The organism is Cupriavidus basilensis, from assembly GCF_008801925.2.
Classification (GTDB): Bacteria; Pseudomonadota; Gammaproteobacteria; order Burkholderiales; family Burkholderiaceae; genus Cupriavidus; species Cupriavidus basilensis.
Genome location: NZ_CP062803.1, coordinates 1572813 through 1598176 on the forward strand (window position 1 = coordinate 1572813; position 25364 = coordinate 1598176).

Annotated in this window: 24 protein-coding genes and 1 tRNA gene; 10 read left to right on the forward strand and 15 right to left on the reverse strand. The window is 66.2% G+C overall.

What is annotated here, in order from left to right; translation table 11 throughout:
• Positions 1 to 75 precede the first annotated feature (75 nt).
• Genes F7R26_RS07145 through F7R26_RS07155 form a run of 3 tightly spaced genes read left to right on the forward strand, consistent with a single transcriptional unit; the run spans position 76 to position 2527 of the window.
• The gene (locus F7R26_RS07145; protein WP_150987773.1) at positions 76 to 801 is read left to right on the forward strand and encodes a (Fe-S)-binding protein; all 726 of its coding nucleotides are present in this window, start codon (positions 76 to 78) and stop codon (positions 799 to 801) included.
• A 41-nt stretch (positions 802 to 842) separates the two neighbouring features.
• Positions 843 to 2252, forward strand: coding sequence for a LutB/LldF family L-lactate oxidation iron-sulfur protein (locus tag F7R26_RS07150; RefSeq protein WP_150987770.1), 1410 nt, complete (start codon positions 843 to 845; stop codon positions 2250 to 2252).
• Entirely contained in the window at positions 2252 to 2527 is a 276-nt protein-coding gene (locus F7R26_RS07155) for a hypothetical protein (RefSeq protein WP_043345256.1), read from the forward strand. The genes F7R26_RS07150 and F7R26_RS07155 overlap by 1 nt, the downstream gene beginning before the upstream one ends.
• Positions 2528 to 2618: 91 nt before the next feature.
• Here F7R26_RS07155 and F7R26_RS07160 read toward each other — a convergent pair whose 3' ends face one another.
• From F7R26_RS07160 to F7R26_RS07230, 15 genes are all read right to left on the reverse strand, one after another.
• Positions 2619 to 3413 (reverse strand): ABC transporter ATP-binding protein, encoded by a 795-nt coding sequence (locus F7R26_RS07160; RefSeq protein WP_150987767.1) that lies wholly within the window; start codon positions 3411 to 3413, stop codon positions 2619 to 2621.
• A gap of 1 nt (position 3414) precedes the next feature.
• On the reverse strand, positions 3415 to 4311 hold the full coding sequence (locus F7R26_RS07165) for an ABC transporter permease (protein WP_150987764.1): 897 nt from the start codon (positions 4309 to 4311) through the stop codon (positions 3415 to 3417).
• Positions 4312 to 4464: 153 nt separating this feature from the next.
• Positions 4465 to 5436: an ABC transporter substrate-binding protein gene (locus tag F7R26_RS07170; RefSeq protein ID WP_043345265.1), complete on the reverse strand. Its 972-nt coding sequence runs from the start codon at positions 5434 to 5436 to the stop codon at positions 4465 to 4467.
• A 323-nt stretch (positions 5437 to 5759) separates the two neighbouring features.
• Positions 5760 to 6818, reverse strand: a complete 1059-nt coding sequence (locus F7R26_RS07175) for an aldo/keto reductase (RefSeq protein WP_150987761.1) — start codon at positions 6816 to 6818, stop codon at positions 5760 to 5762.
• Between the two features lie 58 nt (positions 6819 to 6876).
• Complete coding sequence (locus tag F7R26_RS07180; protein WP_150987758.1) at positions 6877 to 7911, reverse strand: quinone-dependent dihydroorotate dehydrogenase; 1035 nt, start codon at positions 7909 to 7911, stop codon at positions 6877 to 6879.
• Between the two features lie 101 nt (positions 7912 to 8012).
• Positions 8013 to 8858 (reverse strand): arginyltransferase, encoded by an 846-nt coding sequence (locus F7R26_RS07185; protein ID WP_150987755.1) that lies wholly within the window; start codon positions 8856 to 8858, stop codon positions 8013 to 8015.
• A 91-nt stretch (positions 8859 to 8949) separates the two neighbouring features.
• Entirely contained in the window at positions 8950 to 9690 is a 741-nt protein-coding gene (gene aat, locus F7R26_RS07190) for a leucyl/phenylalanyl-tRNA--protein transferase (RefSeq protein WP_150987752.1), read from the reverse strand.
• Between the two features lie 28 nt (positions 9691 to 9718).
• Entirely contained in the window at positions 9719 to 10303 is a 585-nt protein-coding gene (locus tag F7R26_RS07195; RefSeq protein WP_043345274.1) for an NUDIX hydrolase, read from the reverse strand.
• 203 nt (positions 10304 to 10506) lie between these two features.
• Positions 10507 to 10582: transfer RNA gene (locus F7R26_RS07200), tRNA-Met, on the reverse strand.
• Between the two features lie 123 nt (positions 10583 to 10705).
• Positions 10706 to 11458, reverse strand: coding sequence for an RES family NAD+ phosphorylase (locus F7R26_RS07205; RefSeq protein ID WP_193692137.1), 753 nt, complete (start codon positions 11456 to 11458; stop codon positions 10706 to 10708).
• Positions 11418 to 11807 carry an MbcA/ParS/Xre antitoxin family protein gene (locus tag F7R26_RS07210; protein ID WP_043345277.1) on the reverse strand — a complete coding sequence of 130 codons (390 nt, stop codon included), beginning with the start codon at positions 11805 to 11807 and terminating at the stop codon, positions 11418 to 11420. The genes F7R26_RS07205 and F7R26_RS07210 overlap by 41 nt, the downstream gene beginning before the upstream one ends.
• A gap of 246 nt (positions 11808 to 12053) precedes the next feature.
• Positions 12054 to 13289: a benzoyl-CoA 2,3-epoxidase subunit BoxA gene (gene boxA, locus F7R26_RS07215; protein ID WP_150987751.1), complete on the reverse strand. Its 1236-nt coding sequence runs from the start codon at positions 13287 to 13289 to the stop codon at positions 12054 to 12056.
• An 84-nt stretch (positions 13290 to 13373) separates the two neighbouring features.
• Positions 13374 to 14798: a benzoyl-CoA 2,3-epoxidase subunit BoxB gene (gene boxB / locus F7R26_RS07220; RefSeq protein WP_150987748.1), complete on the reverse strand. Its 1425-nt coding sequence runs from the start codon at positions 14796 to 14798 to the stop codon at positions 13374 to 13376.
• 62 nt (positions 14799 to 14860) lie between these two features.
• Complete coding sequence (gene boxC / locus F7R26_RS07225; RefSeq protein ID WP_150987746.1) at positions 14861 to 16555, reverse strand: 2,3-epoxybenzoyl-CoA dihydrolase; 1695 nt, start codon at positions 16553 to 16555, stop codon at positions 14861 to 14863.
• A 111-nt stretch (positions 16556 to 16666) separates the two neighbouring features.
• Positions 16667 to 17605, reverse strand: coding sequence for a helix-turn-helix transcriptional regulator (locus tag F7R26_RS07230; protein ID WP_150987744.1), 939 nt, complete (start codon positions 17603 to 17605; stop codon positions 16667 to 16669).
• Between the two features lie 233 nt (positions 17606 to 17838).
• Here F7R26_RS07230 and F7R26_RS07235 point away from each other — a divergent pair, with 233 nt between their 5' ends.
• From F7R26_RS07235 to F7R26_RS07265, 7 genes are all read left to right on the forward strand, one after another.
• Entirely contained in the window at positions 17839 to 19527 is a 1689-nt protein-coding gene (locus F7R26_RS07235) for a benzoate-CoA ligase family protein (protein WP_150987743.1), read from the forward strand.
• A gap of 14 nt (positions 19528 to 19541) precedes the next feature.
• Positions 19542 to 20357, forward strand: coding sequence for an alpha/beta fold hydrolase (locus tag F7R26_RS07240; protein WP_150987829.1), 816 nt, complete (start codon positions 19542 to 19544; stop codon positions 20355 to 20357).
• A gap of 144 nt (positions 20358 to 20501) precedes the next feature.
• A complete protein-coding gene (locus tag F7R26_RS07245; RefSeq protein ID WP_150987741.1) occupies positions 20502 to 21683 on the forward strand; it encodes an ABC transporter substrate-binding protein in 1182 nt (393 codons plus the stop codon).
• A 110-nt stretch (positions 21684 to 21793) separates the two neighbouring features.
• Entirely contained in the window at positions 21794 to 22660 is an 867-nt protein-coding gene (locus F7R26_RS07250; protein ID WP_150987739.1) for a branched-chain amino acid ABC transporter permease, read from the forward strand.
• A 58-nt stretch (positions 22661 to 22718) separates the two neighbouring features.
• The gene (locus F7R26_RS07255; protein ID WP_241754502.1) at positions 22719 to 23690 is read left to right on the forward strand and encodes a branched-chain amino acid ABC transporter permease; all 972 of its coding nucleotides are present in this window, start codon (positions 22719 to 22721) and stop codon (positions 23688 to 23690) included.
• Positions 23687 to 24517, forward strand: a complete 831-nt coding sequence (locus tag F7R26_RS07260) for an ABC transporter ATP-binding protein (RefSeq protein ID WP_150987735.1) — start codon at positions 23687 to 23689, stop codon at positions 24515 to 24517. The genes F7R26_RS07255 and F7R26_RS07260 overlap by 4 nt, the downstream gene beginning before the upstream one ends.
• On the forward strand, positions 24514 to 25233 hold the full coding sequence (locus tag F7R26_RS07265; RefSeq protein WP_150987733.1) for an ABC transporter ATP-binding protein: 720 nt from the start codon (positions 24514 to 24516) through the stop codon (positions 25231 to 25233). The genes F7R26_RS07260 and F7R26_RS07265 overlap by 4 nt, the downstream gene beginning before the upstream one ends.
• Positions 25234 to 25364: the final 131 nt, after the last annotated feature.

The window sequence follows — 25364 nt, forward strand, 5'->3', positions numbered from 1 at the left end:
GTGCACGCTTTTGTATGCCGGCCGGTGCGCAAGGGCGCATAATTGCGGGGTTTCGGGGTCTGGAAAAGGGAAACAATGCGAGTTGGTCTGTTCGCCACCTGCCTGGTGGACCTCATGCGTCCGGAAATCGGCTTCTCGGTGCTCAAGTTGCTGGAGAAAGCTGGCTTCGAGGTGATGGTGCCCGAAGCCCAGACCTGTTGCGGGCAACCTGCCTACAACTCGGGCGAGCGCACGGCATCGCGCGACCTGGCGGAAAAATTCCTGCGCGAGTTCGAAATGTTCGACTACGTGGTGATTCCGTCCGGATCCTGCGGCGGCATGGTGCTGCACCACTATGCGGACCTGCTCGGCGACGATCCCGAGTTGAATGGCCGTTACGAAGGCCTGCGCTCGCGCGTGTTCGAACTGACCGATTTCCTGGTCAACGTGGCCAAGCTGGGCGAGTTCGACTCAAAGTTCACGGGCCGCATTACCTACCATGACTCTTGCTCCGGCTTGCGCGAACTGGGCGTCAAGAGCCAGCCCCGCGCTCTGCTGGCGCAATTGCCCGGTGTGCAGCTCAGCGAGATGAAGGACTGCGAGGCTTGCTGCGGATTCGGCGGTACCTTCTCGGTCAAGTACGGCAATATTTCCACGGCCATCGTCGATGAGAAGTGCGCCAACATCAAGGCCAGCGGTGCCGATGCCGTGGTGCTGGGCGACCTCGGCTGCATGCTCAATATCGAGGGGCGCCTGCGCAGGACTGGCGACACGCGTACCCAGGTGCTGCATATCGCGCAAGTGCTCGCCGGTGATGCCTGATCCCGGCCAGCTGAAAAACAAACCTTAGCGAGATCCCCGCTATGCAAGTTCGCAGCATGGAGTTCAAGGCGCGCGCGGGCCAGAAGCTGGCCGACCAGCGCCTGCAGCAGAACCTCAAGAAGCTCTCCACCAAATTCGTCACGGCGCGCGCCGACGCCATGCGCGACCTCGACTTCGATGCCACCCGCGAGGCACTCAAGGAGCGCCGCGACCGCGCGCTGCAGAACCTCGACGTCTGGCTCGCCACCTTCGAGGAAAACGCCACGCGCCGCGGCGCCACCGTGCTGTTTGCCGAGACCACGGCCGACGCCGCGCGGCTGGTAGCCGAGATTGCGCACAAGCACGGTGTGAAGAAGGTCATCAAGAGCAAATCGATGGTGACCGAGGAAATGCGCCTGAACCAGGTGCTGGGCGAGATGGGCGTGCAGAGCATCGAGACAGACCTGGGCGAGTACATCCTGCAGATCAACGATGCCGAGCCGCCGTCGCACATCATCGCCCCGGTAGTGCACAAGGACAAGGAAGAGATCGCCGATCTCTTCGCCAAGGTCCACCACAAACCACGCCTGACCGATATCCCGGAGATGACGCGCGAGGCGCGTGAAGTGCTGCGGCCGGAATTCCTGTCGGCCGACATGGGTGTGACCGGCGGCAATTTCATCATTGCCGAAACAGGCTCGGTGGCGGTGGTGACCAATGAAGGCAACGAAGGCATGTGCACGGTGATGCCGCGTGTGCATGTGGCCGTGACCGGCATCGAGAAGGTGCTGCCAACGCTGGAAGACCTGGCTACCGTGATGCGGCTGCTGCCGCGCTCGGCCACCGGGCAGGCCATCTCGAATTATTTCTCGCTGCTGACCGGCCCGCGCGCCGAGGGTGAGCGCGACGGCCCGGAGCATATGTATTTCGTGCTGGTCGACGGCGGGCGCAGCGGCCTGATCGGCGGCGACTTCCAGGACATGCTGCGCTGCATCCGCTGCGGCGCTTGCATGAACCATTGCCCGGTGTACCAGAAGATCGGTGGCCATGCCTATGGCTGGGTCTATCCGGGCCCGATGGGCAGCGTGCTGACGCCGAGCTATGTCGGCATCGCCAACGCGCTGGACCTGCCGCAGGCGGCCACGCTGTGCGGGGAATGCAACCGCGTGTGCCCGGCTTCGATCCCGCTGTCGGACCTGCTGCGCAAGCTGCGCGAGAAGCAGATGGAGCGTGGCCTGCGTCCCTGGCAGGAGCGGCTCGGGCTGCAAGTGTGGGGCTACGTGGCACGCCGACCGGGACTATACGCCTTCGCCACCCGCATCGGCGCGCGCTTGCTCTCACGCATGGGCGGCAGCAGCAAGCTGATTGCCAGCTTGCCGATGGCTGGCCGCGGCTGGACCGAGACCCGCGACCTGCCGGCACCGAGCGGACGCACGTTCCGCGAACTTTACAAAGAAAGGAGGGCGCGTTGATGGCCACGACCACGAACAATGCACCGGCGCTGGCAACCATGCGCGCCGCACTTGAACAACACATCGGCGGCCAGCTCGCGGCCGATGGCCTGGTGCGCAGCTGGCGCGAGGCAGCTCCCGGCCTGGTGCTGCCGCCGATGTTCGGCCAGGCGATGGAAGAACTGCTGCGCCGGCTGGAGATGGCGGCGGTATTTGCGCAGGATAGCTGCTCGTTCTCGAGCACCGCCGTCACCGACCAGCTAAAGCGCTGGCTGGACAAGGCGGCCACAGCCTGAGCAGCCACACACTGTGCCCGAATGCAAAAGGCCCCCGCTTGCGCGGGGGCCTTTTGCATGGGTGCGTGGCTAAGCGAGCGCAGCGCGAGGCTCAGCCCAGCAGCAGGGCATCGTCATCCAGCTGCTCATGCCGCGTCTGCTCGAACATGCGCAGCAGGTCCGGCACGTCCAGTCCGGCGCGCTGGTCGCCCGACACGTCCAGCACCACCTGACCCTGGTGCAGCATCACGGTGCGTTGCCCGTAGTCCAGCGCCTGGCGCATGCTGTGCGTGACCATCATCGTGGTGAGCTTGGCTTCCTCCACGATCTTGGCGGTCAGCTCCAGCACGAAGGCGGCGGTCTTCGGGTCCAGCGCAGCGGTGTGCTCGTCCAGCAGCAGGATGCGCGAGGGCTGCAGCGAGGCCATCAGCAAGCTCACGGCCTGGCGCTGGCCGCCCGACAGCAGGCCGATGCGGTCGGTCAGGCGGTTTTCCAGGCCGAGGTTGAGCAGGCGCAGCTTGTCGCGGAATAGCTCGCGCGAGGGCTTGTTCAGCGCCGCGCGAAAGCCCCGGCGGCTGCCGCGCGCCATGGCCAGCGCCATGTTTTCTTCAATCGTCAGTGCCTCGCAGGTGCCCGCCATCGGGTCCTGGAAGACACGCGCCACCAGCGGGGCGCGGTCCCAGGCGGGCTTGCGCGTGACGTCGACGTCGTCGATCGTGATGCGGCCGGTGTCCACCATCTGATCGCCGCTGATGGCATTGAGGAAGGTGGATTTACCGGCGCCGTTGGAGCCGATCACGGCAACGAACTGGCCCGTCGGGATATCCAGGCTGAGGCCGCGCAGCGCGCGCGTCTCGATCGGGGTGCCGGGATTGAAGGTGAGTTTCAGGTCTTGTGCGCGCAGCATTTCAGGCACCTCCGTTCTTGCGGCCGAACAGCTTCTTGCGGGTCCCGGGCAACACCAGGGCACCGGTCACCAGCACGGCGGTTACCAGGTTCAGGTCTTGTGCCTTGAGGCCGATGAACTCGCTGTTCAGGGCCAGCGCAATGAAGAAGCGGTAGAGGATGGCGCCCAGCACCACGGCCAGCGTGGTGTACACCAGCCGGCGCGCCGGCAGGATGCTCTCGCCGATGATCACCGCGGCCAGGCCGATCACGATGGTGCCGATGCCCATGGAGATATCGGAGCCGCCCTGGGTCTGCGCGAACAGCGCGCCCGCGAGGGCTACAAGTCCGTTGGACAGCGCCATGCCCGCCAGCGTGGCGCGGCCGGTGGCGATGCCCTGGGAGCGCGCCATGCGAGGATTGGCGCCGGTGGCTCGCATGGCCAGGCCGAGCTGCGAGGAGAAAAACCAGTCCAGGCCAAGCTTGGCCACGACCACCACGATCAGCAGCAGCGCGGGGCGCAGCATGTAGTCGGGCAGCCAGTCCGGCTGCAGGATGGTGAAGATGGTCGACTCGGTGATCAGCGGCACATTGGGCTTGCCCATGATGCGCAGGTTGATCGAGTACAGCGCGATCATCATCAGGATACTGGCCAGCAGGTCCATGATCTTGAGGCGCACGTTGAGCCAGCCGGTGACGAAGCCGGCAAAGGCGCCCGCAACAATCGCCAGCGCGGTGGCGATGAACGGATCCTGGCCCGAGGCGATCAGCGTGGCCGCCACGGCGCCACCCAGCGGGAAGCTGCCATCGACGGTCAGATCGGGAAAGTTGAGGATGCGGAAGGAGATCAGCACCCCCAGGGCGACGAGGCTGAAGATCAGGCCGATCTCCAGGGCGCCCAGCAGGGAAAAGAGGGACATGGGGGAAATCCAGTTGCTTGTGTCCGGCACGGGAGGCCGAATCTGAAAACGCCTGGCGCGCTGCCCGGGTCAGGCGGCGCGGCGCAGGCGTTTCCGGGGGCGGGCCCGGATAGAGCCACCTGCGCGCGAACGCGCAGGGTCAGCGTGCCGTGATTACTTGATGACGGTCTTTGCTTCCTTGATCAGTTCGGGCGACAGCGTCACGCCTTGCTTCTCGGCCGCGCCGGTGTTCACGAACAGCTCCAGCTTGTCGCTGGTTTCCGAAGCGATCGCGCCGGGCTTCTCGCCCTTCAGGATACGCACCACCACCTTGCCGGTCTGATGGCCGAGGTCGCCGTAGTTGATGCCCAGCGCGGCAATGGCGCCACGCTTGACGCTGTCGGTATCGGCAGCCACCAGCGGGATCTTGGACTCGTTGGCGACCTTGACCAGGGCTTCGTACGCCGACACCACGTTGTTGTCGGTGTTGGTGTAGATCACATCGACCTTGCCGATCAGGCTCTTGGCGGCGGCGCCGATGTCGACCGTGCGCGGTGCGGCGGCTTCCTTCAGCGTCATGCCTTCCTTGGCCAGCATCGCCTTCAGCTCCTTGACCACCACCACCGAGTTGGCTTCACCGGGGTTGTAGACCATGCCGACCGTCTTGGCCTTGGGCACCACGCGCTTGATCAGGGCAACCTGGCGGTCCAGCGGCAGCTTGTCCGACACGCCGGTCACATTGGTGCCCGATGCGCTCCAGCTCTTGACCAGCTGGGCGGCGACCGGATCGGTCACGCCGGAGTACACCACCGGCACCGACTTGGTGGCGGCCACCACGGCCTGGGCCGACGGCGTGGCGATGGCCACGATCACGTTGGGCTGGTCGCCGACGAACTTGCGGGCGATCTGCGCGGCAGTGCCGGTATTGCCCTGTGCGCTCTGGTATTCCCACTTCAGGTTCTTGTCGGCGTCAAAGCCGGCGGTCTTCAGCTCGTCGCGCACGCCGTCACGGATGGCGTCCAGCGCGGGATGGTCGACGATCGAGAGCACCTTGACGGTCTGGGCCTGCACGGCGCCGCCGTACAGCAGCGCGAGGGCGACGGCGCTGCCCAGGATGGTCTTGGTCGATGTCTTGAGACACTTCATAATTTTTAATCTCCCCCGGATATGGGTTCTGGGTGATGAGCCGCGTTTCGTTCTCGATAAGAACTGGTCCGCCGTCTTGCCCGGGGGCGCGCTGCGCCAACCGGCCGGTCCATTGTGTGGGCGATACACCAGGCGGCAGGCTGGGGGACGCTCTTGTACAGCGGATACGACGGCGATAAGCCTGCGAGGATACCATTTTCGAGGCGGAATTTGCCCTGTTTTGCCTTGTTCCAGCGCGTCAGTAGGGGAAAACGGCAGGCCCGGAGCACGCGATGGGCGGCTCCGGGCGGCGCACCGTCGCCGGTGCCTGGAAGGCGGTAACGTTACTGCGCCGGGTTGTGGATTTCGGCGTGGATGCGGGCAATGGCTGCGGTCACCGCCTCGGGCAGCGGCGTTTGCCAGGCATCGATGTTTTCGCGCAGTTGTTCCAGCGACGTGGCGCCGATGATGGTGCTTGCCGCGAACCAGCGCGAGTAGCTCCAGGCCAGCGCCAGCGTTGCCGGCGAGAGGCCGTGCTCGCGTGCCAGCGTCACGTAGCGGGCGGCCGCGGCCAGGCTTTCCGGGCGCAGGTAGCGCGGGCTCCAGTCGGGCGGGAAGCGGGTCAGGCGGCCCTTGGCCTGCGTGTCAAACACGGGGTGGGCGAGGTCGCCGCCGAGGTACTTGCCGGTGAGCTGGCCAAAGGCCAGCGGGCTGTATACCAGCAGGCTCACGTCGGTGCGAAAGCACGCCTCGTCCAGGCCCTGTTCGAAGCTGCGGTTGAGCAGGTTGTACGGGTTCTGGATGGTGGCGATGCGCGGCAAGCCGTGCAGCTCCGCCTGCTTGACGAACTCGGCCACGCCCCACGGCGTTTCGTTGGACACGCCGACATAGCGGATCTTGCCCGCGCGCACCAGCTCGCCCATGGCTTCGAGCTGCGCCTGGATCGAGGCGCACTCGCGCTCATTGGCCGGATCGAACTGCTTTTGCCCGAAGATGGGCGCGTTGCGCGCGGGCCAGTGGATCTGGTACAGGTCGATGTAATCGGTCTGCAGGCGTGCGAGCGAGGCGTCCACCGCCGCGCGGATGCTGTCCGGGGTCAGGTCGCCGCCATTGCGGATCCACGGCATGCGCGCCGGGCCCGCCACCTTGGTGGCCAGCACGATGCGCTCACGCTGCTGGCGCTTGAGCCAGGTGCCAACGATGCGCTCGGTGCTGCCATAGGTTTCGGCACGCGGCTTGACCGGGTACATCTCTGCGGTGTCAATGAAGTTGATGCCGCGCGACACCGCGTAGTCGAGCTGGCTGTGGCCTTCGGCTTCGGTGTTCTGCTCGCCGAAGGTCATGGTGCCCAGGCAGATGCGCGAAACCTGCAGGTCGCTGCGGCCAAGACGGGTGGTTTCCATGGCTATCCTTGTGAGGCTGGGGTGATAAGGCGCAAAAAGCGGGTTTGGGTCGCGGCCGTCAGGCGCGCAGCGCGGCGGCGCATTCCTTGACCAGCACCGGGCCGCGGTAGATCAGCCCGCTGTACACCTGCACCAGTTGCGCGCCGGCCGCGATCTTGGCTTGCGCATCCGCACCGCTGAAGATGCCGCCCACGCCGACGATGGGCACCGCGTCCCCAACCACCGCGCGCAGGCTCTTGACCACGCGGGTGGAGGATTCGAACACCGGCCGGCCCGACAGGCCGCCGGCTTCCTCGCCGTGCGGCAGGCCCTTGACGGCGTCGCGGGCGATCGTGGTGTTGGTGGCGATCACGCCGTCGATCCGGTGGCGGACCAGCGCATCGCCGATATTGCCGATCTGGTCGGCATCGAGGTCCGGCGCGATCTTCAGCGCGAGCGGCACGTAGCGCTTGTACTTGTCGGCCAGGCGCTGCTGCGCGCCCTTGAGCGTGGAGAGCAGGTGGTCGAGCTCGCTGGCACCCTGGAGCTGGCGCAGGTTCTTGGTGTTCGGCGAGGAGATATTGACGGTGACGTAGCTGGCGTGCGGGTAGACCCGTTCCAGGCAGTGCAGGTAATCGTCCACCGCGCGCTCGATCGGCGTATCGGCGTTCTTTCCGATGTTCAGGCCCAGCACGCCGCCTTCAGCCTTCCAGCGCGACGCGTTCACATTGGCGATAAAGGCATCCACGCCGCCGTTGTTGAAGCCCATGCGGTTGATCAGCGCATCCGCCTGCGGCAGGCGGAACATGCGCGGCCGCGGGTTGCCCGCCTGCGGGCGCGGCGTGACCGTGCCCACCTCGATAAAGCCGAAGCCGAAGGCGGCCAGCCCGTCGATGTAGGCGCCATCCTTGTCGAGCCCGGCGGCCAGGCCAACCGGGTTGGGGAAGCGCACACCCATCACCGTGCGCGGGTCATCGGCGATGGTATTGCCGATGCAGCCCGCCAGCCCCATGCGCTTGGCGCGGAGCAGGTTGTTGAGGGTGAAATGATGAGCGTCCTCCGCATCCATCGAGAACAGGGCGGGGCGAAACAAGGGGTAGAGCGCGTTCAGCACAGGGAATCAGCTTGGAAGTCGGGACCAAGGCGGCATTGTAACGGTTGGGCCAGAGCGGGTGCTGCGCCGCTGGCGCAGGCATGACTTGCGCAGGCTGTCCGCTACAGGCTGTTTTCCGGGGCTTCGTCGCCGGGCTGCGGCGGCACGACCGGCACGGCAGTGGGCGATGCCACGGCGGGCGCCGCATCCCGCAGCGACGCCGGCGCCGCATCGAACGCGCGCCACTGGTTTGCGGTCAGCACCTGCAGCGGCTGGTAGCGCGCCTTGTAGGCCATTTTTCGGCTATCGGCGATCCAGTAGCCCAGGTACAGGTGGGGCAGGGCGAGTTCGCGGGCCTGCTGGATCTGCCACAGGATGTTGTAGGTGCCGTAGCTGGCGTGCACCTCCAGCGGGTCGTAGAAGGTGTAGACCGAGGACAGGCCATCGTCGAGCACATCGATCATGCTGACCATGCGCAGCCGCCCGGCCTCGGGCGAGCCCGGCGGCTCGCGGAATTCCACCAGCCGCGAGTTGACCCGGCTTTGCAGCAGGAACTGCTCGTACTGGTCGCGGCTGTCCTGGTCCATGCCGCCGCCGGCGTGGCGCATCGACTGGTACAGCAGGTAGAGCGAATAATGCTCTTCCACGTAGGTCAGAGGCGCCACCAGTGCCTGCAGGCTGCCGTGCTGGCGCCAGGCCCGGCGCTGGCTGCGGTCAGGGCGGAACTGGTCGACCACCACGCGGCACGGCGTGCAGGCGTGGCATTCATCGCAATAGGGGCGGTAGGTAAAGATGCCGCTGCGCCGGAAGCCGGCACGCACCAGCCGCGAATAGACATCGGCATTGATCAGGTGCGCGGGCGTGGCGACCTGAGAGCGCGCCATGCGGCCATCGAGGTAGCTGCAAGCGTAGGGTGCCGTAGCGTAGAACTGCAACGCGGAAAGGGGGAGTTCCTTTAGCTTGCTCATGTGTCTGCAACGGCCAGGGATGAAACAGCAACGCGGGAAAGCCGATGGCGCGGCGACCGGGCCTTGCGGCAAGTGGCCAATGCGGTGCGTCCTACGGCTGTACCTGAGTCCATCTCTGCAGCACCGTCTTGTCAAAACCCCACGGCACGATGTCCGGCTGGCGGGTGGCAATGCGGATATGGGCCGCGAACTCCGCACGCGGGATGGGACTCGCCCCGAGCGAAGCCAGGTGATCGGTTTCCTGCTGGCAGTCTATCATCGCCACGCCGTGGTTGCCGAGGAACGCGCACAGCGCGGCCAGGGCGATCTTGGAGGCATCGGTGCGCCGCGCGAACATCGATTCGCCATAGAACATCCGCCCGAGCGCCACGCCGTACAGGCCGCCCGCGCGCTCGCCCTGGTACCAGGTCTCCACGCAATGGGCCAGGCCATTGCGGTGGAGTGCGCCATAGGCGGCGATGATGTCCTCGGTGATCCAGGTGCCATGCTGGCCATCGCGCGGGGTTTCGGCGCAGGCCTGCATCACGGCGATAAAGTCAACGTCGACGCGGACTTCCCAGTCGGGGTCGCGCAGCACGCGCTTGAGGGTCTTGCGAAAGGTGCTGGAAACGCGCAGCGCCTGCGGCGGCAGCACCATGCGGGGATCGGTGCTCCACCACAGCACCGGCTGGCCTTCGGCATACCAGGGAAAGATGCCTTGCCGGTAAGCCAGCAGCAGGCGCTGGGCCGACAGCTCGCGGCTGGCCGCAAGCAGGCCGGGCGCGTCGGAGCCCGGGCCGAGCGCACGCTCGACCGGCGGGAACGGATCATGCGGATCCAGCCAGGTGATCATGCGTGCAGTGCGGGCAACGTGCCCGGGTTCAGGGTTCGACCGTGGCCCGGGTGGTCAGCGGGCGCATCGGCTTGTCGATATCCAGGCTGTGCAGGCGGAACGTGCCGTCGGCTAGCCGTCCCGCCGCGCGATCCGCGAAGAAGCAGCGCAACGAATGGATCACGGTGGGGAAGGCCAGTTCGTCCCAGGGTACGTCAGCTTCCTCGACCAGCTTTACCTCCAGGCTTTCCTCGCCCGCCGAGATGTCCAGGTCTTCCAGCGTTGCCAGGTAGAACATATGCACCTGATGCACATGCGGCACATTCAGGATCGAGAAGAGCTCACCGATCTGCACCCGTGCGCCGGCTTCCTCCAGCGTCTCGCGCGCGGCGCCCTGCGCGGTGGTCTCGCCGATCTCCATGAAGCCGGCCGGCAGCGTCCAGAAGCCGTAGCGCGGCTCGATGGCGCGCTTGCACAGCAGGACCTTGTCCTCCCACACGGGAATGGTGCCGACCACATTGCGCGGGTTGACGTAGTGGATAGTGCTGCAGTTGTCGCACACTGAACGCAGGCGCGAGTCGCCTTCAGGGATGCGCAGCACGACCGCATGGCCGCAGTTCGAGCAGAATTTCATGAGGGGCGTCCGGGAGGAATGGCGAAAGTGTATCACCGCCGATGGGGGCTGCCGGGGGTGGGATGCTAGTTTGGGGGTGGGCTAGCGCGCGGGACCGCACCGAAGTCGAGCGTGCGGCGCACAAAACAAAAAACGCCCTGAATTGGGCGTTGAGGCGTTGGTTTGCTTTGTTTCGACCGTGACTGCATTGGCATGCAGGCGTTTGGTTGCGGGGGCAGGACTTGAACCTGCGACCTTCGGGTTATGAGCCCGACGAGCTGCCAACTGCTCCACCCCGCGTCCGTCGAAGAAAAAGATTGTAAGACAAATCCTGGCGCAGTGCAACAACCAATTGCGCCGGATTGGTGAAGGGCGCAAGAACTTGCCCCGATAAGGGCCACTGCCGCAATGGCGCGCCGGCGCTCAGGCGGGGCCGTGGCTGGCCTCGCTGCGCTGCCAGACGCTGGCGGCAAACTGGAAGCTGTCCCGCTGCAGCAGGTCGTCGCGTTGCCAGATGACGCGGTCAGGCCGCACGGTCAGCATCCAGGTGGTGGTGACGCGTGGCTGCGGTTCAGCGAAGGCGCGCGGAGTCAGCAGTGCGGCGCAGGCGCCGTGCTCAGGGTCGCGCACCGAGGTGTAGCGGATCATGCCGAGGCCAGCTTCGCGGGCCGTACGGGCCAGGGCCTGGCAAGCGTCATAGTGGTCGGGATCGGTCCACTTCGCGGCGTCTTCGGCAAAGGGCGGCGCGTCGAGCGCGATGCCGTCGGTGCGCACGCTGACCTGGAACAAGGTGTGGGGCCGGGCGTCGATGCGGGGCAGCGCCGGGCTGTCGAGCAGGAAGCGCCAGCGCCAGTAGCCCAGTTCCGCGCAGGCGGTGCGAATATCGTCCGCGCCGTAGAACACGCCAGGATCCTGCTCGGCGCGAAAGCGCGAGCCCCAGGGCGAGGGCGGGTAGCGAAAGGGCGTGAACAGAAGATAGTGCAGGTGGCGTGCGTCGGCGGGCACCGCGGGCTTGCCGGCGTCCAGCACGGCTTCCAGCACGGCCTGCTCCTCCAGGCTGTCGACCAGCGGCATCGTCGACACCACATGCTGAGCCTCAACCGCGCGCCAGAGCGTGAGCGCAAACGGCTTGCGCTCAGACGCGACCGCGGGTGGCATCCAGATAGTGAACGACACGTACCAGGCCCTCTGTTGTGCGGATCAGGTCGAGCGGCTTGCCACCCAACGCCAGGTTTTCGTTGGCCAGCCAGAGGCGGGCCTGGTCGCTGTGGCCGAGGATGGCGTCGAGCGAGCGGAACAGGCGCACGAACAGCACGCCGAACTCCCATTCCTTGCGATGCGCATCGAGCACATAGCCCCCGGAAGCCATTCGGGACACCGAGGCAGTGCTGATGCCCAGCACGTTGGCCACGCCTGCCTGGCTGATGCCAAGGAAGCCGGCTGCACGCATGACCGCCTTGGTGAGGGTAGTGCCGGGGTCCGGACTGCCGGCAGGAAGATGCTCCGGGACTTGCTTGGGTTGCATCGCCTCGCTCCTGTTTCTTCAGAAACATTATAGGCGGCTCGTTTCGTAAGGGAAGCAGGAAAACGCCATCTTTATCCGCATGGCTTGGTGGCCTCGCCCACTGCAGAATGCGCACTTGTCCTCGCACTTGTCCTCGCACTTGTCCTCGCACTTGTCCTGTATACGACCTTCTGCGGCGCTCTGCGTTGCGAGGGCGTGGGGCGCAACGTAGCGCGGCCTTCCGCCCGATCAGTACGTCCGCAAGCCTCAGTACGTCTCGATGTGCAGCCGTCCCTCTGTCTTCATGGCCGCTTCCAGTTCACCCCAGGCCAGCCCGGCGCTGGCGCAGACCTCTGCGAACGCAGCCAGCACCCCGTCTTCCATTCCCTTGAGGCCGCAGATGTAGACATGGCCGTGGGGATCGTTGAGCAGCGCCGCCACGCGGGCGCCGGCTTCGCGGATGGCGTCCTGCACATAGCGCCGGGGCTGGCCGGGATCGCGCGAGAAGGCGAGATGGATATCGAGGAAGCTCGGCGGCAGCTTCATCAACGGGCCGAAGTAGGGCAGTTCCCGCGCGTTGCGGGCGCCGAAGAACAACAGGCGCTGTCCGTCGAATTGCTCGACGTTGCGCCGCATGTGCTCCGTCATGGCGCGCATCGGGGCCGAGCCGGTGCCGGTGCAGATCATCATCACGCTGGCTTCGCGGTGGTTGGGCATCAGGAAGGTGGTGCCGAACGGGCCGACCACGCGCACTTCGTCGCCGCGCGCGAGATCGCACAGGAAGTTGGATGCCACGCCGCGCACCGGCTGTCCTTGATGATCCTGCTCGACGCGCTTCACGGTGAGCGCCAGGTTGTTGTAGCCCGGCCGCTCGCCGTCACGCGGGCTGGCGATCGAGTACATGCGGATGTAGTGCGGCTTGCCATTGGCATCGGTGCCGGGCGGCACGATGCCGATGGCCTGGCCTTCCAGCACCGGGAAAAAGTGCTGCCCGAAATCCAGCACGATGTGATGCACATCGCTCGATGCGTCGTCGGCGGTCAGGCGGTAGTTGCCGGCCACGGTGGCGGTGACGGGGGTGCGCACGCCGTGCAGGTTGACATATGGATGCGCCGCCGACCACGGTGCCTTGGGCGAGGTATGCCGGCTGGTTTCCACCTGCTGGGTTTGCGGCTCCTGCCCGGTCTGTGGCGAAGCCGGATCCGGCGCGCTATCGACCCCCGCGTCCGCCGGCAAGGGCAGGGCGGCGGGGAGCTCGTCCCATAGCAACTGCGCCTCGATCGGATAGGCCTCGCTTTTGAGCATCGTGCGCCAGTTGTCGATCGCGCCGGTGGGGCACGGGCCCAGGCAGGCGCCGCAGCCATTGCACACGTCGGCCCTGACCACGTAGTTGCGGTCGTCATGGGTGATCGCGTCGATCGGGCAGGTGTCTTCGCAGGTGTTGCAGCGGATGCAGATCTCGGGGTCGATCAGGTGCTGCTTGATGATGTCGGGGGCGCCCATCTCTTTGGTCTCCTTGGCGCGCGGCCGGTCTGTCGCCGGCGCTGCGCCGCATGTTGCCCGTGGGTCAGTCCGGGCTGGTCAGGGTCAGTTGAAGCGCACGTACTCGAAATCCATCGGCTGGCGGTTGATGCCCACCACCGGCGGAGCGATCCAGTTGGCGTACTTGCCGGGCTCGGTGACCCGGCCCATCAGCGAGGCCACGAAGGCGCGGTCCTCGTCGGTTGCCAGCCACTCGCGCTCGCCGGCCTGCCATTGCGCTTCGGTGAGCAGCTCGCCGGCCGGCGAGACATGAACATTGGCCAGGCTGCCGATCTTGCGGTTGAACGCCTTGTGCGGCACCGTCATGCGGAACGCGATGCCGTGCTTTTCGATTACCTTGTTCCAGCGCGCCACGCCGCCGAGCGTGTCCTTCACGTAGTCGTCGCGCAGCACTTCGTTGAGCGCGTTGAGCATGGGCACCTCGCGCTCGCCCAGGCGGCCGTCGGTGACGTCGAGGATGCGGTACACGTCGCTCTTGAGCACGTGGTCGTCGCCACGCTTGCCTTCCTCGAAGCGGCCCTTGAGCCCGGCGCTGTAGAAGGTGGCGGCGTTGGACGACTGGTCGGCGCCGAACAGGTCGATGGTCACGCTGTAGTGGAAGTTGAGGTAGCGCTGGATGGTATCGAGATCGATCACGCCTGCGGCGCGCACGTCCGCGGGATCCTGTATGTCGCGCTCGCGCATGACTTCGCAGGTGCGCTGGATCACGCGGGAGATGCCGGACTCGCCAACGAACATATGGTGCGCTTCTTCGGTCAGCATGAAGCGCGTGGTGCGCGCCAGCGGGTCGAAGCTGGATTCGGCCAGCGCGCAGAGCTGGAACTTGCCGTCGCGGTCGGTGAAGTGGGTGAACATGAAGAAGGCCAGCCAGTCGGGCGTGCGCTCGTTGAAGGCGCCCAGGATGCGCGGGTTGTCCTCGTCGCCGGAGCGCCGCCCCAGCAGCGCCTCGGCCTCTTCCCGCCCGTCGCGCCCAAAATGGCGATGCAGCAGGTACACCATGGCCCACAAGTGGCGGCCTTCTTCCACATTGACCTGGAACAGGTTGCGCAGGTCGTAGAGCGAGGGGCAGGTCATGCCCAGGTGACGTTGCTGCTCCACCGAGGCCGGCTCGGTGTCGCCCTGGGTGACGATGATGCGCCGCAGGTTGGCGCGATGCTCGCCCGGTACTTCCTGCCAGGCCGCTTCGCCCTTGTGCTCGCCGAAATGAATGCGGCGCGCCGGGTCGGCGGGCTGGAGGAAGATGCCCCAGCGATAGTCGGGCATCTTGACGTGGTCGAAGTGCGCCCAGCCGGAAGGATCGACCGAGACCGCCGTGCGCAGGTAGACATCGTGCTGGTGCGAGCCTTCGGGCCCCATGTCGCGCCACCAGTCGAGAAAGGCGGGCTGCCAGTGCTCGAGCGCGCGCTGCAGCGCGCGGTCGTCGGACAGGTTGACGTTGTTCGGGATCTTCTGGCTGTAGTCGATGCTCACGGGGTTGTCTCCTTGTCTTGTTTTTTGTTGCGTGGACGGCTGGCCCAGATGGGCAAACGGGCTCAGACGCGGTCCCAGTCGAAGCGGGCCTTGTTGCCCGAGCCGAACACCTTGAGCGCGCCTTGCTCGCCCACCGCGTTGGGCCGGTTGAAGATCCAGTTCTGCCAGGCGGTGAGGCGGCCGAAGATGCGGGTCTCCATGGTTTCCACCGGCCCGAAGCGCAGGTTGGCCTCGAGTCCCGTCAAGGCGTCCGGCGACAGGCTGGCGCGCTCCTCGATGGCAATGCGGATCTCGTCTTCCCAGTCGATGTCGTCGGGCGTGGCGGTGACGAGGCCGAGCGAGGCGGCGTTGATGGCGTCGAGCGGCGCGCAGATATGGTCCTGCACGGCCTGGATTGCCACCTCGTCCTGGTAGAAGCGCGCGGCCAGCCGGGTCAGTCCGTTGACGGCCGGATAGCGGCCGAAGTTGGCGGTGCTGGCGAACACGCGCGGTGCATCGTCCGGCGCGTCGGGCAGATGCAGCATGTAGCTGCGGTCGGCGGCCAGGGCCAGCTCCAGCAACGTGCCGGCAAAGCAGGAGTCCGGCTCGATCAGCGCAAACAGCGTGCGCGACGACACCTCCAGGCGCGCCAGCGTGCGGCGCAGCATGCCGATGGTTTCGCGCACGAACCAGTGGCCGGCATGCGCATCCAGCAGCGCATCGGTGGCCAGCACCTGATGGGGGTCTCCCTCGGTCTTGAGGATCCACATGCCGATATCGAGATGGTTGGCGCGCAGCGTGAGGATGGCGTCGTCGAGCTCGCGCGCCATCTTCAGCGGCCACCAGTCGGCGCCGGCGGCAAGGATCGCGGCCAGCGCCTGCGGCTGGTGCTTGGCCGGACCGAAGACCGTCAGCGTGGCCTTGCGGGCATGTGGGTCGATATGCAGCTGGACCGTGTCATAGCGGTAGCCGTGCGCCTCCTGGCGGCGCGACAGCGGTGTGAGCTTCACGCCATCGTGGCCGGCGGGGCGGTCGCTCTGCGCGGCCAGCGCGAGCGCGCGCTGTTGCACATGCTCTGCGAAGCGCGCCGGCTTGACCACGGCATCGACCAGCTTCCAGTCGTGCGCCCGCTGCCCGCGCACGCCCTCGGTGGTGGTGCAGAAGATGTCGGCGTGGTCGCGCCGCACCCGGCGCTTGTCGGTGATGCGCGTGAGCCCGCCGGTGCCGGGCAGCACGCCCAGCAGCGGCACTTCGGGCAGGCTGACGGCCGAGGAGCGATCGTCGACCAGCACGATCTCGTCACAGGCCAGGGCCAGCTCATAGCCGCCGCCGGCGGTGGTGCCGTTGCAGGCCGCGATGAACTTCAGGCCAGAGTGGCGGCTAGCGTCCTCGATGCCGTTGCGGGTCTCGTTGGTGAACTTGCAGAAGTTCACCTTCCAGGCGTGCGATGACTTGCCGAGCATGAAAATGTTGGCGCCTGAGCAGAAAATGCGGTCCTTGGCGCTGGTGAGGACCACGGTGCGCACTTCCGGGTGCTCGAAGCGGATGCGCTGCACGGCATCATGCAGCTCGATGTCCACGCCGAGGTCGTAGGAGTTCAGCTTGAGGGCGTAGCCGGGGCGCAGTCCGCCGTCTTCGTCGACATCCATGGACAGCGTGGCCACCGGGCCCGCGAACGTCAGTTTCCAGTGGCGGTACTGCGCGGGGTCGCGCTCAAAGGTGACAGGGGCTTGCTCAGTGGTGGTGGCTGTGGTGGTGGGAGTGGCCGGGGCGGACATCGTGGTCTCCTTTATGCATTATATTGTCGATCATCCCTTGCGATGAAATATAGTGCACAAATCCCGCCGGCGCAATCCTTGCGCGATGCTAGGGCGCCAACCCGGTACCAGTCACGCGCCGATGATTCGAAGATGGGCGCGCAAGGCCTGCAGGGAGGTGGTGGGGTCCTGGCCGCTGGTGTCGATCGTCACGTCCGCGCGGGAGTAGAGCGGGCTGCGCGCCAGCAGGATCCGGCGCAAATCGTCCATGGCTTCACGGTTGCCTTCCATCGGGCGCATGTCGCCCTGCGCCACCACCCGTGCCATGTGTTCCTCGGGCGAGGTCTGTACCCAGACCGTGTAGCAGCGTGCCAGCAGGAGGTTGAAGGTGGAGGGCTCCGAGACCAGGCTCCCGGGCGTGGCCAGCACCATGCGGTCGTTCTCGCGCAGCACGCGTTCAAGTGCACGCATCTCGTAGCGGCGGTAGGCGGCCTGCCCATAGAGCGAGTGGATTTCGGCCAGGCTGGCGCCGGCCTCCTGCTCGATGACGCCGTTGAGCTCGACGAAGGGCACTTCCATGGCTGCGGCCAGCGCCCGCCCGAGCGTGGATTTGCCGGCGCCGCGCAGCCCGATCAGCGCAATGCGGCGATGGCGCGCGTCATGGGAGGCGGAAGGCGCCAGGGCATGGTGGCAAGCCTCGCGCACGCGTGACAGGTCGGCCGCGGGCAGTTGCGCCAGCCACTGCACCAGCTGCGAGAACTCCGAGGCAGGCTGGCCACCAGCAGCGTGCTGGGTCTCCATCTCCGCCAGCACCACCGGCAGCGGCACATCCAGCGCGCGCGCCACCTGGCGCAGCAGCAACACGGACGCATTGCCGGTGCCGGTCTCCAGGTTGGCGAGGTAGCGCTCGGACACCTCCGCCCCGCGTGCGAGGTCCTTGCGCGACATGCCGCGCGCCGCGCGCAGCGAGCGGATGCGCTCGCCGAGTTGCGTCAGGTAGGGATCGCGCTCGCCGGCAGGGCGGGCGTCGGCGGAGTCGGGGGCCAGCAGTGGGTCTGGGTCGCGGCGCATGGCGGGCGGGTTTGGATAGGGAAGGGGAGCGGTTGGGGCCAGGATCGGGGGTGCGATTATAAGGGACGCGACCCTCGTGTCATATAGTGCATTTCTCTGCTTGCATAATAGGTGATATGCAATAAAATGCATCAACAAATGCAGGTCAAGAAGAAAAACAAAAAATCACGACAAACCTGAATCCGTTCCCGTGGCGAAGTGCGACCCCGGGGACGGCATCGAGGAGTGGAGACATGACCCCCCCCATTGCATCCCCGTCCCCGGCGGCCGATGCGACTCAAGCCGCTACAGCGGCGGCCATTTCCGTACTGCCAGCCCGCTACAACGCCGCCGCCGACTTGCTGTCGCGCAACCTGGCGGCAGGCCGCGCCGACAAGATCGCCTATGTGGACGATGCCGGCCTGCTCAGCTTCGCCGCGCTGGACCAGCGCTGCCGGCGCTTCGCCGCCGCCCTGCTGCATGCAGGGATCCGCCCCGAGGAGCGCCTGCTGCTGTGCGCGCTGGACACCGTCGATTTCCCCACGGTGTTCCTCGGCTGCCTGCTGGCCGGCGTGGTGCCCGTGGCCGTCAACACGCTGCTGACGGTCGACGACTACGCCTACATGCTGGACCACAGCGGCGCGCGCGCGGCCGTGGTCTCGGCGCCGCTGGCAAGCGTCATGCGCGACGCCATCGGCAAAGCCGGCACCGCGCCCGCGCTGATCCTTGCCGCACCGGATGCCGGTAGTGCCGGCCAGGGGCCGAGCGTGGCCGAGATGGCCGGGCAGGGCATGCCGCTGGAAGGCGCTGCCGCCACGCGGCCGGACGATATCGCCTTCTGGCTGTATTCGTCCGGCTCAACGGGGCGTCCAAAGGGCACCGTGCACACGCATGGCAACCTGTTCCATACCGCCGATCTCTATGCGCGCCAAGTGCTTGGCCTGCGTGAGGACGACGTGGTTTTTTCCGCGGCGAAGCTGTTCTTCGCCTACGGCCTGGGCAATGCGCTGACGTTTCCGCTTGCCGTTGGCGCCACCACCGTGTTGATGGCCGAACGTCCCACGCCGCAAGCGGTGTTCCGCCGGCTGCGCGAGCAGCGCCCGACGGTTTTCTGCGGCGTGCCCACGTTATATGCCGGCATGCTGGCCGCGAGCGACCTGCCGGCTCGGCCGGACGTTGCGCTGCGCGTTTGCACCTCGGCGGGCGAGGCGCTGCCCAAGGATATCGGCGATCGTTTCCGCGCGCATTTTGGCTGCGACATCCTCGACGGCATTGGCTCCACCGAGATGTTGCACATCTTCCTGTCGAACCGTCCAGGCGACGTGCGCTACGGCACCACCGGCAAGCCGGTGCCCGGCTACGCGCTGCGGCTGCTGGATGAAGCGGGCCAGCCCTGCGCGCCGGGCGAGATTGGCGACCTCTTTATCAAGGGCCCGAGCGCCGCGCTGATGTACTGGGGCAACCGCGACAAGACCCGCGACACCTTCGTGGGCGAATGGACCCGCAGCGGCGACAAGTACCAGCAGGATGCGGATGGCTATTTCATCTACGCCGGGCGCAGCGACGATATGCTCAAGGTGGGCGGCATCTATGTATCGCCATTCGAGGTCGAGGCCGTGCTGGCCTTGCATCCGGCCGTGCTGGAGGCAGCGGTGATCGGCGTGGCCGATGCCGACGAACTGGTCAAGCCGAAAGCCTTCGTGGTGCTGCGCCCCGGGCAGTCCTGGCATGATGGCATGGCGGCCGAGCTGCAGGCGTTCGTCAAGTCGCGGCTGGCCCCGTATAAGTACCCGCGCCAGATCGAGTGCGTGGCCGAACTGCCGAAGACGGCCACCGGCAAGATCCAGCGCTTCCGGCTGCGTCAGCGTGAGCAGGCTGCGCATGCGGCTGCCGATGGCGCGGCTCCGGCGCCGGCAATCGTGCCAGCGACGACAGACCGATGATGAAGGGCAAGGGCATGCAAAGCGAATTGGTGGAAATTCCGTTCGACGGCCGCCGTATCCAGATCGAGATCCAGTGGCTGCGGCCGCAGCGCCAGGAGCGCCCGCTGGTGGTCTTCCTGCACGAGGGGCTGGGTTCGATCAGCATGTGGCGCGACTATCCCGCCGCGCTGTGCGAGGCTGGGGACTTTCGCGGGCTGGTGCTGTCGCGTTATGGCTATGGGCGCTCCACCCCGCGTCCCGCCCCGGAAAAGTGGGGCGTCGACTACATGCATCGCCAGGCGCGCGAGGCACTGCCGGCACTGTTCGAGACGCTCGAGATCGGGCCGGGACGCAAACGTGGCAAGCCCTGGTTGTTCGGTCACAGCGACGGCGGCTCGATCGCGTTGATACATGCCGCGAGTTTCCCGCGGGCGGTCGATGGCATCACCGTGCTGGCGCCGCACATCCTGGCGGAGGATATCTCGGTGAGCAGCATCCGGGCCGCCCGCGAGGCCTATCTGCAGGCGGACCTGCGCAGCAAGCTGGCGCGCCATCACGACGATGTGGATTCCGCCTTTTGGGGGTGGAACGATATCTGGCTCGATCCCGCGTTCCGCGCCTTCGACCTGCATCCGCTGCTGTCGCAGATCCAATGTCCCGTGCTGGCGGTGCAAGGCGAGGACGACGAATACGGCACCATGGCGCAGATTGAGGGTATCCATCGATATGCGCCACAAACCGTCCTGCTTAAACTCCCGCGATGCGGCCACTCGCCTCACCGCGACCAGCCCAGGCCGTTGACGGACGCGGCAGTCAGGTTTATAACGACACATACTTCATACCTAAAATAATTCCGCGCCCCCTGCGCGTTGGCCTGCAGTTCCCGCCGTCCGGCAGCTCGCGAGGTCCGCGAATGCCGCGCACGGATGGGAGTCCCGCAGGCTGGCGATGCAGGGCCAGGCGACGGAAGTCGGCTTGACCACCAGGAGACATCCATGCATCGCTTCACATCGCGCGGGCTGGCCCCCGCATGCCTAGCCATCGCTGCATCCCTTGCCTTTGCCGCGGGCGCCAATGCCCAGGGCACCGGCAAGATCAAGGTTGGCTTCATGCTGCCTTACACGGGCACCTATGCGTCGCTGGGCAACGCCATCGAGAATGGCTTCAAGATGTACGTGCAGGAGCAGGGCGGCAAGCTGGGCGGGCGTGAGATCGAGTACTTCAAGGTGGACGACGAGTCCGATCCGGCCAAGTCGCCGGAGAACGCCACCAAGCTGATCAAGCGCGACCAGGTCGACGTGGTGGTGGGCACGGTGCACTCGGGCGTGCAGATGGGCATCGTCAAGGTGGCCAAGGAAAACAATACGCTGCTGATCATTCCCAATGCGGGCGTGGATGAAGCCACCGGTCCGCTGTGCGGCCCCAATATCTTCCGCTCCTCGTTTTCGAACTGGCAGCCGGGCTACGCCATGGGCCATGTGCTGGCCGAGCGCGGCATGAAGAAGGTGGTCACGCTGACGTGGAAATACGCAGCCGGCGAGCAGTCGGTCAAGGGCTTCAAGGAAGCCTTCGAGGCCAAGGGCGGCAAGGTGGTGAAGGAGTTGAGCCTGCCGTTCCCCAACGTGGAATTCCAGGCGCTGATCACCGAGGTCGCATCGATCAAGCCCGATGCGGTCTTCGTGTTCTTCGCGGGCGGCGGCGCCGTGAAATTCGTCAAGGACTGGGCCGCGGCGGGCCTCAAGGACAAGATTCCGCTCTACGCGTCGGGCTTCCTCACCGACGGCACGCTGGAAGCACAGGGTGCCGCTGCGCAAGGCATCGAAACCACGCTGCACTATGCCGATGGCCTGCCCAACCCGCGCGACAAGAGCTTCCGCCTGGAATACGCCAAGGCCTACAAGCTGCAGCCCGACGTGTACGCCGTGCAGGGCTACGACGCCGCGCAGTTGCTGGCCGCAGGCGCCGGCGCGGTCAAGGGCGACATGAGCAGGAAGGCCGAGGTCATCAAGGCGATGGAGCAGACCAAGGTCGATAGCCCGCGGGGGACGTTCACGCTCTCGAAGGCCCACAATCCGGTGCAGGATTTCTACCTGCGCAAAGTCGATGGCCGGGAGAACAAACTGGGCGCCGTCGCGGTGAAGGCGTTGGCCGATCCGGCGCGCGGCTGCCGGCTCTGAGCGGGTAATCACCGTGGCCCGCCGCCGCCAAGGCGCCGTGCCGAAGTCCGGCCCGGCGCCAGCCGGGCCGCATACCGCAATCGAGTTGCCGCTTTGCCGCATGGATATCCATGGATATCGTTTCCTTCTTCATTCAGTGCCTCAATAGCATCCAGTACGGCCTGCTGCTCTTTCTTGTCGCGAGCGGCCTGACGCTGATCTTCGGCATCATGGGCGTGATCAACCTCGCCCACGGCAGCTTCTACATGCTGGGCGCCTACCTGGCTTTCACGCTAGCCGGGCTGACCGGCAGCCTGCTAATCGCCATTCCGCTGGGCATCGTGCTCGCGGTGGCGTTCGGCTACGTGCTGGAGTGGGTGTTCTTCAGCTATCTCTACGAGCGCGAGCATCTGCAGCAGGTGCTGATGACCTACGGGCTGATCCTTGTGTTCGAGGAGCTGCGCAGCATCCTGGTGGACGACGACGTACATGGCGTGACCGTGCCGGCCATGCTCGACTGGGCTCTGCCGATCGGCAATGACATGACCTATCCGGTCTATCGCCTGTTTATCTCCGCGATCTGCCTGCTGGTGGCCGCGGCCATGTACCTGGTTATCCGCCGCACGCGCCTTGGCATGATGATTCGTGCCGGCGCCACCAATCGCGAGATGGTGCAGTCGCTGGGCATCAACGTCACGGTGCTGTACCGCTTCGTGTTTGCGCTGGGCGTGGCCTTGGCGGTGCTGGCCGGCATGATCGCCGCGCCGGTGTCCTCGGTCTATCCGGGCATGGGTAGCCAGGTGCTGATCGTGTGCTTCGTGGTGGTGGTGATCGGCGGCATCGGCTCGGTCAAGGGGGCCATGGTGGCCTCGCTGCTGCTGGGTTTCGTCGATACGTTCGGCAAGGTGTTCTGGCAGGAGGCCTCCGGCGTGCTGGTCTACCTGCTGATGGCACTCATCCTGCTCTGGAAACCCCAGGGCTTGTTCAAGGCGGGGTAGGGATATGCCAAGCGATACCAATGCATTGGAGGGGCCGGTGCGCGCGCGCAGCCAGCCCATGCCCTGGCTGGGCGGCCTGGGCTGGCTGGCCGCGTTTGCTGTGCTGGCGGTGCTGCCGTTACTGCTGAATGCGGATGGGCAGCGTTTTTACATCGAGCTGGTCAGCAAGGTCATGATCATGGCCATCTTCGCGCTGTCGCTGCAGTTGCTGATCGGCTACACCGGGCTGGTCAGCCTGGGCCATGCGGCTTACTTTGCCATGGCCGCCTACGCCACCGCGATGATGGCGCCGCAGGCCGGTCCGGGCAATGGCTGGCTTTTGCTGTTGGGCGCGCTTGGCGCGGCCGCGCTGCTGGCGCTGGTAGTGGGCGCGCTGGTGCTGCGCACGCGTGGCATCTATTTCATCATGGTCACGCTGGCCTTCGCGCAGATGGTGTATTTCGTCTTCCACGACACCAAGATCGCGGGCGGCAGCGACGGTACCTATATCTATTTCCGGCCGGAGTTCGGCTTGTTGGGGGCGCACCCGTTCGACGTCAACGACGTCACGCATTTCTACTGGCTGGTGCTTGGCGCGCTGGTGCTCACGGTGGCCGGGCTGGCGGTGGTGCTGCGCTCGCGCTTCGGGCATGCGCTGGTGGGCATCAAGCATAACGAGCAGCGCATGCGCGCTGCCGGCTATGCCACCTATCGCTACCAGCTTGGCGCCTTCGTGGTGGCTGGCACCTTTGCCGGCCTGGCCGGCTACCTGTATGCCATCCAGTACGGCTTCGTCAATCCGGAGATCGCATCCTGGCACCAGTCCGGCAACGCCATGCTGATGGTGATCCTGGGCGGGGCCGGCAGCCTGGCGGGCGCGGTGCTGGGGGCCTTCTCCTTCGTCTTGCTCGCGGAGTGGTTCAGCACGCTGACCAAGCACTGGCAGTTGCTGATGGGCGGCTTTGTCATCCTGGCGGTGGCTTTGCTGCCGCATGGGCTGATCAGCCTGGCCCGTGGTGCCGCGCGCCGGCGCCAAGGAGGATCACGATGAACGCACCTGCACCTGTAGTACCCGCGCCGGTCTTGTCGGCCCGCAAGCTGACTCGCCGCTTTGGCGGCCTCACGGCGGTGGGCGACGTGGACCTGGATCTCGCCTTGCATGAGATCCACGCGGTGATCGGCACCAATGGCGCGGGCAAGTCCACGCTGATCAATATGTTGTCGGGCGAGTTGCCGGCATCGTCTGGCGCGTTGCAATTGCAGGGGCGCGACGTGACCGGCTGGTCGCAGCCGCGCCTGGCGCGCGAAGGCGTGGGCCGCAGCTACCAGCGCAACAATATCTTCCTGCCGCTGACGGTGCGCGAGAACTGCCGCCTGGCGGCGCAGTCGCGCGCGCAGCGGGCCTGGCGGTTGTGGGAGGGCGCGCAGCGTTGCCGCACCAGTCGCGCGCTGGGCGACGAAGCCCTGGAGTGCGCCGGCCTGGCCGGCTGCGCGGATACCGTTGCCACGGCGCTGTCGCATGGCCAGAAGCGCCAGCTTGAGGTGGCGATGTGCCTGGCCACCCAGCCCACCGTCCTGTTGCTGGATGAGCCTTTGGCCGGCATGGGCGCGGAGGAGTCGGCACGCATGCTTGCGCTGCTGCGTTCGCTGCGCGATGGCCACGCGGTGCTGCTGGTCGAGCATGACATGGAGGCGGTGTTCTCCGTGGCGGACCGGATCACGGTGATGGTCAACGGCACAGTGATCGCCTCTGGCGATCCCGAAGCGATCCGCGTCAATCGCGAAGTCCAGCAGGCTTACCTTGGCGAGGAGGTTGAGGAGGACGAGGAGGGGGCGGCCTCCCAACAGGCGGCCCGGCATAGGGAGCAGGCAGCATGAGCGCGCCAAGCGAGATGATTGCGGCACGCGGCGTGCATGCCTGGTATGGCAGCAGCCACGTCCTGCGCGGGGTCGATTTCAGCGTCGGCACGGGCGAGACCGTGGGCTTGCTGGGGCGCAACGGCATGGGCAAGAGCACGCTGCTGCGTACTCTCCTGGGCCATGTGCGCCAGCGTGAGGGCACCATCCTCGCCGGCGGGCGCGATGTCTCCCGTGCGCAACCGTATGAAGTGGCACGCCTGGGCGTGGCCTATGTGCCCGAAGGGCGGGGCATCTTCCCCAATCTCTCCGTGCGCGAGAACCTCTTGATGGCGGCGCGCAAAGGGCCGTCTGGCCGGATGGACTGGGACGAGGCAAGGGTGCTGGACCTGTTCCCGCGCCTCAAGGAGCGCCTTGGCCACGGCGGCCAGCAACTGTCCGGCGGCGAGCAGCAGATGCTGTCGATCGGACGAGCCCTGATGACCAACCCGGACTGCCTGATCCTCGATGAGGCGACCGAAGGCCTGGCGCCACGCATTGTCGCCGAGATCTGGCAGGTCATTGCCACCGTGCGCGCCACCGGCATTGCGTCCGTGGTGGTGGATCGCAACTACCGCACGGTGCTGGCCAATGCCGATCGCGTGGTGGTGCTGGAGAAGGGCATGGTCGTCATGAACGGGCCTGCGGCCGAACTGGCGGTGCAACCCGGCTTGCTGGATCGCTATCTTGGCGTTTGATCCGCACACGCCCCATACTTAATTGTGACTAATTGTGCGCAATTTGTGGCGGTGCAGCAACGTGCGTATCCCCCTATTCGTGGGCGATTTGGTGGTCCACCCCGCGCAAGCGCTTGACCGGGCGGGACTTC